The following is a 6,560-nucleotide window of genomic DNA, read 5'->3' as shown; positions in this document are numbered from 1 at the left end:
GTACTGGCTGGCGAACAGACGTTCGAAGAGATCGTGCTCAACGATCTGGACTGGTACCTGGAAAACAACATCAAGCTGCTGCTCAACCGCAAAGTGGTGGAGATCGACCGGGTCAAACGCCGGGTCATCGCCGAAGACGGCACTGAGGCTGAATACGACCGCCTGCTGATTGCCACCGGCTCGACCCCGTTCATCCTGCCGATCCCCGGCAATACCTTGCAGGGCGTGATCGGCTACCGCGACATTGCCGACACCCAGGTGATGATCGACACCGCCAAGACCCACAAGCACGCCGTGGTCATCGGTGGCGGCCTGCTGGGCCTTGAAGCCGCCAACGGCCTGATGCTGCGGGGCATGCACGTCACCGTGGTGCACATCGGCGAATGGCTGCTGGAGCGCCAACTGGACAAAACCAGCGGCCAACTCCTGCAAACCGCCCTGGAAGCCCGTGGCCTGCATTTCCGCCTGTGCGAACAGACCCAGGCCCTGCACGACGCCGGCAATGGCCGGGTCGGCTCAGTGCAGTTCAAGAACGGCGACATCATCCCCGCCGATCTGGTGGTGATGGCCGCCGGCATTCGCCCCAACACCAAACTGGCGGAAAAAGCCGGCATCCCTTGCAGCCGCGGGATTCTGGTCAACGACACAATGCAAACCTACGACCCTCGGGTGTACGCCATCGGTGAATGCGCCAGCCACCGCGGCACCGCCTACGGCCTGGTCGCACCGCTGTTCGAACAAGCCAAGGTGTGCGCCAACCACCTCGCCCAACTGGGCTTCGCCACTTACAAGGGCTCGGTGACGTCGACCAAATTGAAAGTCACCGGCATCGACCTGTTCTCCGCCGGCGACTTCATGGGCGGCGAAGGCACCGAGACCATCACCCTCTCCGACCCGATTGGCGGGGTGTACAAAAAACTGGTGATCAAGGATGACGTGCTGGTCGGCGCCTGCCTGTACGGCGATACGGCAGACGGCGGCTGGTATTTCCGGCAGATCCGTGAGAACCATGCCATCGGCGAGATCCGCGATCACCTGATGTTTGGGAACAGATCCTGATCAACACCGTGGGCGGTGCGGCAGACGTCAAACCGAAAAGCGAAAAAGCCATCTGCGGGTGCAGCGACCTCAACCACGGGCAAATCCGCCAGGCCATCCGCGACCAGCATCTGCTGACCATCGCCGGCACCATGAGCTACCTGAACTGGCGCACGCCGAACGGCTGCGCCACCTGCCGCCCGGCGCTCAACTACTACCTGATTTCCACCTGGCCCGGCGAAGCCAAGGACGATCCGCAATCGCGCCTGATCAACGAACGCGCCCACGCCAACATTCAGAAAGACGGCACTTACTCTGTCGTCCCGCGGATGTGGGGCGGTGTGACCAATCCTTCAGAACTGCGGCGCATCGCCGACGTGGCCGACAAGTACAACGTGCCGATGGTCAAGGTCACCGGCGGCCAACGCATCGACTTGCTGGGGATCAAAAAGCAAGACTTGCCGGGCGTCTGGAAAGACCTGGACATGCCGTCCGGCCACGCCTACGGCAAATCCATCCGCACCGTGAAAACCTGTGTCGGCAGTGAGTTCTGCCGCTTCGGCACCCAGAATTCCACGCAACTGGGCATCGAGCTCGAACATGACCTGTTCAACATGTGGTCGCCACACAAAGTGAAACTGGCTGTCTCCGGTTGCCCACGCAACTGCTCGGAAGCGGGGATCAAGGACGTCGGAATTATCGGCGTGGATTCCGGCTGGGAGATGTACATCGGTGGCAACGGCGGGATCAAGACCGAAGTCGCTGAATTCTTCGTCAAGTTGAAAACCGCTGAAGAGGTGCGCGAATACAACGGCGCTTTCCTGCAGCTGTACCGTGAAGAAGCCTTCTACCTCGAGCGCACCGTGCATTACCTGCAACGAGTCGGCATGGAACACATCAAGAAAGCCGTGCTGGAAGACCCGGTACGGCGCAAGGCACTCAACGAACGCCTGCAATTCTCCCTGTCGTTCGAACAGGACCCGTGGAAAGAACGCCTCGAGCAACCACTGCTGAAAAAAGAATTCGAAGTCATTCCCGTGAAGAACCTGGAGGTGTCGGTATGAACTGGCTGGATATCTGCGCACTGGAAGAGATCAACACCCTTGGCTCGCGGATCGTCGCCGGCCCGAAAGGCGACATTGCGATTTTTCGTACGAGCGACGATGAGGTTTTCGCCCTCGACGACCGCTGCCCGCATAAGGGCGGRCCGCTGTCCCAGGGTTTGATCTACGGCAAACGGGTCGCCTGCCCGCTGCACAACTGGCAGATCGACCTGGAAACCGGCGAAGCCCAGGCTCCCGATATCGGCTGTGCCCACCATCATTCGGCACGGGTCGAAAATGGCCGGGTGCTGCTGGCTCTGCGGGAAGCAAGCTGATGGACCGCCAAATCACCGCCTCCACCTGCTGCTACTGCGGGGTCGGCTGCGGCGTGCTGATCGAGCACGACGGCGAGCGCATTCTCGGCGTCAGCGGCGATCCGGCGCACCCGGCCAACTTCGGCAAATTGTGCAGTAAAGGTTCGACCTTGCATCTGACCGGCGACCTGACCGCGCGGGCCTTGTACCCGCAACTGCGCCTGGGCAAAGGACTGGCTCGCAGCCGCACAGATTGGGACAGCGCACTCGATCACGCCGCCAGTGTCTTCGCCAAGACCATCGCCGAACACGGCCCGGACAGCGTCGCGTTCTATATCTCCGGGCAATTGCTGACCGAGGATTACTACGCCTTCAACAAACTGGCGCGGGCGCTGGTGGGCACCAACAACATCGACAGCAATTCACGGCTGTGCATGTCTTCAGCGGTGGTCGGCTACAAGCGCAGCCTCGGCGCCGATGCTCCGCCCTGCAACTACGAAGACCTGGAACTGAGCGACTGCGTGATGATCGTCGGCAGCAACATGGCCTACGCCCACCCGGTCCTGTTTCGTCGCCTGGAAGAAGCCAAATCCCATCGTCCGCAGATGAAAGTCATCGTCATCGACCCACGGCGCACCGACACCTGCGATCTGGCTGACCTGCACCTGGCGATTCTGCCCGGTACCGATGTCGCGTTGTTCCATGGGATTTTGCACTTGCTGCTGTGGGAAGACTGGATCGACCGCGACTTCATCAAGGCCCACACCGAAGGCCTGGCCGAGCTGAAAAACCTGGTACGCGACTACACCCCGGCAATGGTCTCGCAACTCTGTGGCATCAGCGTCGAGCAACTRCACCAATGCGCGGAATGGGTCGGCACGTCACCGAGCTTTCTGTCGCTGTGGTGCATGGGGCTGAATCAGTCCACCGCCGGCAGCGCGAAGAACAGCGCGCTGATCAACCTGCACTTGGCTACCGGGCAGATCGGCCGGCCCGGTGCAGGACCTTTCTCGCTGACCGGTCAGCCCAATGCCATGGGCGGCCGGGAAACCGGCAGTTTGTCAAACCTGCTGCCGGGTCATCGCGAAGCGGCCAATGCCGAGCACCGGGCGCAAGTGGCCGCCTACTGGGGCGTCGATCAACTGCCCGAAAACACCGGGCTCACGGCCATCGAACTGTTCGAGCAGATGCGCAGCGGCAAGATCAAAGCCCTGTGGATCGCCTGCACCAACCCTGCCCAGTCGCTGCCGGACCAGACCTCTGTGCGCGAGGCACTGCAAGCCTGCCCGTTCGTGGTGTTGCAGGAAGCCTTCCACACCACCGAAACCGCCGCATTCGCCGACCTGTTGCTGCCCGCCGCCAGTTGGGGTGAAAAGGACGGCACGGTTACCAACTCCGAGCGACGCATTTCCCACGTCCGCCGAGCCATCGGCGCCCCCGGTGAAGCACGGCCCGATTGGGCGATCACCGTGGATTTCGCACAGCGTCTGGAAAAACACCTGCGTCCCGGAGCCTCCAGCCTGTTTGCCTTTGAAACCCCGGCACAGGTCTTCGACGAATACAAACAACTGACTCGCGGCCGCGACCTCGACCTGTCCGGGATCAGTCATGAGTTGATCGACCAGCTCGGACCGCAGCAATGGCCCTTCCCCGCCGGAGCCCGCGAAGGCACCGCGCGGTTGTACCTTGACGGGGTATTCCCGACCGCCAGCGGGCGTGCGCAGTTCGTGACCGACCCCTATCGCGCCGCCAAGGAACAACGCGATGCGCGTTTCCCGCTGACCTTGATCACCGGTCGCCTGCGCGATCAATGGCACGGCATGAGCCGCACCGGCACCGCCGCGCAACTGTTCGGCCATGTCAGCGAAGCCGTGTTGAGCCTACACCCGGATGAACTGCGTCGGCATCGCCTGCAACCTGGCGACCTGATCAATCTGAAAAGTCGCCGGGGCGCGGTGATCCTGCCGGTCAGCAGCGACGACAGCGTACGTCCGGGCCAGGCTTTCCTGCCGATGCATTGGGGCGACCGCTTTCTCAAGGGCGGTGTGAATACCCTCACCCTTCCCGCCTTCGATCCGTTGTCGAAGCAACCGGAACTCAAACACAGCGGTGTGCGGCTCGAGCCTGTGCATTTGCCCTGGCAGCTTTTCGCCCTGATCGAAGGTGATGTTCAACAGCACCTGGAGACGTTGCGACCACTCTGCGAGGCGTTTTCCTACGCCAGCCTCAGCTTGGCCGGCCGTGAGCGTCCCGCGCTGCTGATACGCGCCGCCAGCGCCACCGCGCCAGAGCCGCAGTTGTTGCGTGATATCGATCAATGCCTGGGGCTCAACGACGGCCCGGTATTGGCCTACGACGACCCCCGGCGCTCGATCGGTAAACGGGTGCGTATCGAGAACGGCCGGATCACCGCGATTCGCCTGGCCGGTGAAACACTCGCCCAACATTGGCTGCAAAGCCTGTGGCTCGAAGGTCGCGCCGACGAACAACTGCGCCGTTGGCTGCTGGCACCGTTGAGTGCGCCACCAGGCAACGCTGGCGCCCCTGCATCCGGCAGCAAAACCCTGTGCAACTGCATGAACGTCAGCCAGAACGCAATCTGTGCCGGAATCAGCCGTGGCCTGGACTTGCAAGGTTTGAAACAAGAATTGGGCTGCGGCACGCAATGCGGCTCCTGCGTCCCGGAAATCAAGCGTTTACTGGCCGCCACTGCGCAGCCAGTCGCCGTCACCTCGTGAGGAAAACACTATGAGCGCAAAAGTCTGGCTGGTGGGTGCGGGTCCCGGCGATCCGGAATTGCTGACCCTCAAGGCGGTTCGTGCGTTGCGCGAAGCGGACGTGGTGTTGATCGACGATCTGGTCAATCCTGCGGTACTGGAGCATTGCCCGAATGCGCGAATTATTCCCGTGGGCAAGCGCGGCGGCTGTCGCTCCACGCCTCAAGCCTTCATTCATCGCCTGATGCTGCGTTATACCCGCCACGGCAAATGCGTGGTGCGGCTCAAGGGTGGCGATCCGTGCATCTTCGGACGCGGCGGTGAAGAGGCGCAGTGGTTACGTGAACGAGGGGTCGAGGTTGAATTGGTCAATGGCATCACCGCTGGCCTTGCCGGCGCGACCCAATGTGATATTCCACTGACACTGCGGGGTGTCGCCCGTGGCGTGACACTGGTCACGGCGCACACTCAGGATGACAGTAGCCTGAACTGGCAGGCCCTGGCTCAAGGCGGCACCACGTTGGTGGTCTATATGGGTGTCGCAAAACTGAGCGAGATTCGTGAGCAACTGCTGGCCGGTGGAATGGCCGCCGATACTCCCGTGGCGATGATCGAAAACGCTTCGCTGCCGCACCAACGGGAATGCCGGAGCGACCTGACAGCAATGGAAGAGGATGCCCTCAGCTTTCAGTTGAAGAGCCCGGCGATCYTGGTGATCGGTGCCGTGGCAGCCTGTGCAACTTCATCTCTGTGGGAGCGCGACTTGCCCGCGATGGTGGCCGATCAATCAGCCTGAACCCTACCTATTACTCCCTCTTCACCAAATCGCAGACAAAGAAAAGCCCGGCCTAAGCCGGGCTTTTCTTGAGCTGCGAGCTAATTACTTAGCTTGAGCTTCAACCTTCGCTTCTACGCGACGGTTTACAGCGCGACCAGCTTCAGTGGCGTTGTCAGCAACTGGGCGGGATTCGCCGTAGCCAACAGACTGAACGCGGGACGGCGAAACACCGTACTGGTTGGTCAGAACTTGCTTAACGGCGTTTGCACGACGCTCGGACAGTTTCTGGTTGTAAGCGTCAGGACCGACGGAGTCAGTGTGACCTTCAACAACAGTAGTGGTGGATGGGTACTGCTTCATGAAGTCAGCCAGGTTTTTGATGTCGCCGTAGCTGTTAGGCTTGACTACCGACTTGTTGAAGTCGAATTTCACGTCCAGCTCAACACGAACAACTTCAGCAACTGCTGGGCAGCCATCAGCGTCAACAGTTACGTTGGCTGGGGTGTCTGGGCACTTGTCAACGTTGTCSCAAACGCCATCGTTGTCGCTGTCGGAGCAAACTTCAGCCGGTGCTGGAACTGGAGCAGCAGCAGGCTTGGAGCCGCCACCGAAGTTCACACCGATACCGACGCTAGGAGCCCACTCGGTGTCGCCCTGGTCGATGTTGTAC

Annotated in this window: 4 protein-coding genes and 1 pseudogene; 4 read left to right on the top strand and 1 reads right to left on the bottom strand. The window is 61.3% G+C overall.

Annotated features, from left to right (window positions below; all coding sequences use genetic code 11):
* The 4 genes and pseudogenes from AC1DLB_RS19925 to cobA form a co-directional block, all read left to right on the top strand.
* Positions 1-2,102, top strand: a pseudogene (locus AC1DLB_RS19925) (FAD-dependent oxidoreductase); the annotation flags it as partial.
* On the top strand, positions 2,099-2,416 hold the full coding sequence (gene nirD, locus AC1DLB_RS19920) for a nitrite reductase small subunit NirD (RefSeq protein ID WP_018925265.1): 318 nt from the start codon (positions 2,099-2,101) through the stop codon (positions 2,414-2,416). The pseudogene AC1DLB_RS19925 and the gene nirD, both read left to right, overlap by 4 nt.
* A complete protein-coding gene (locus AC1DLB_RS19915) occupies positions 2,416-5,133 on the top strand; it encodes a nitrate reductase (RefSeq protein WP_086945138.1) in 2,718 nt (905 codons plus the stop codon). Before nirD ends, AC1DLB_RS19915 begins: the two co-directional genes overlap by 1 nt.
* A gap of 10 nt (positions 5,134-5,143) precedes the next feature.
* The gene (cobA, locus tag AC1DLB_RS19910; RefSeq protein WP_086945139.1) at positions 5,144-5,908 is read left to right on the top strand and encodes a uroporphyrinogen-III C-methyltransferase; all 765 of its coding nucleotides are present in this window, start codon (positions 5,144-5,146) and stop codon (positions 5,906-5,908) included.
* Between the two features lie 84 nt (positions 5,909-5,992).
* Here cobA and AC1DLB_RS19905 read toward each other — a convergent pair.
* On the bottom strand, positions 5,993-6,560 hold a 568-nt coding region (locus AC1DLB_RS19905; protein ID WP_477785500.1), incomplete at its 5' end, for an OmpA family protein.

It is taken from the genome of Pseudomonas sp. 05N434 (assembly GCF_056396965.1).
The sequence above is the reverse complement of the archived record's forward strand: the minus strand, read 5'-3'. Positions and strand labels throughout refer to the sequence as shown.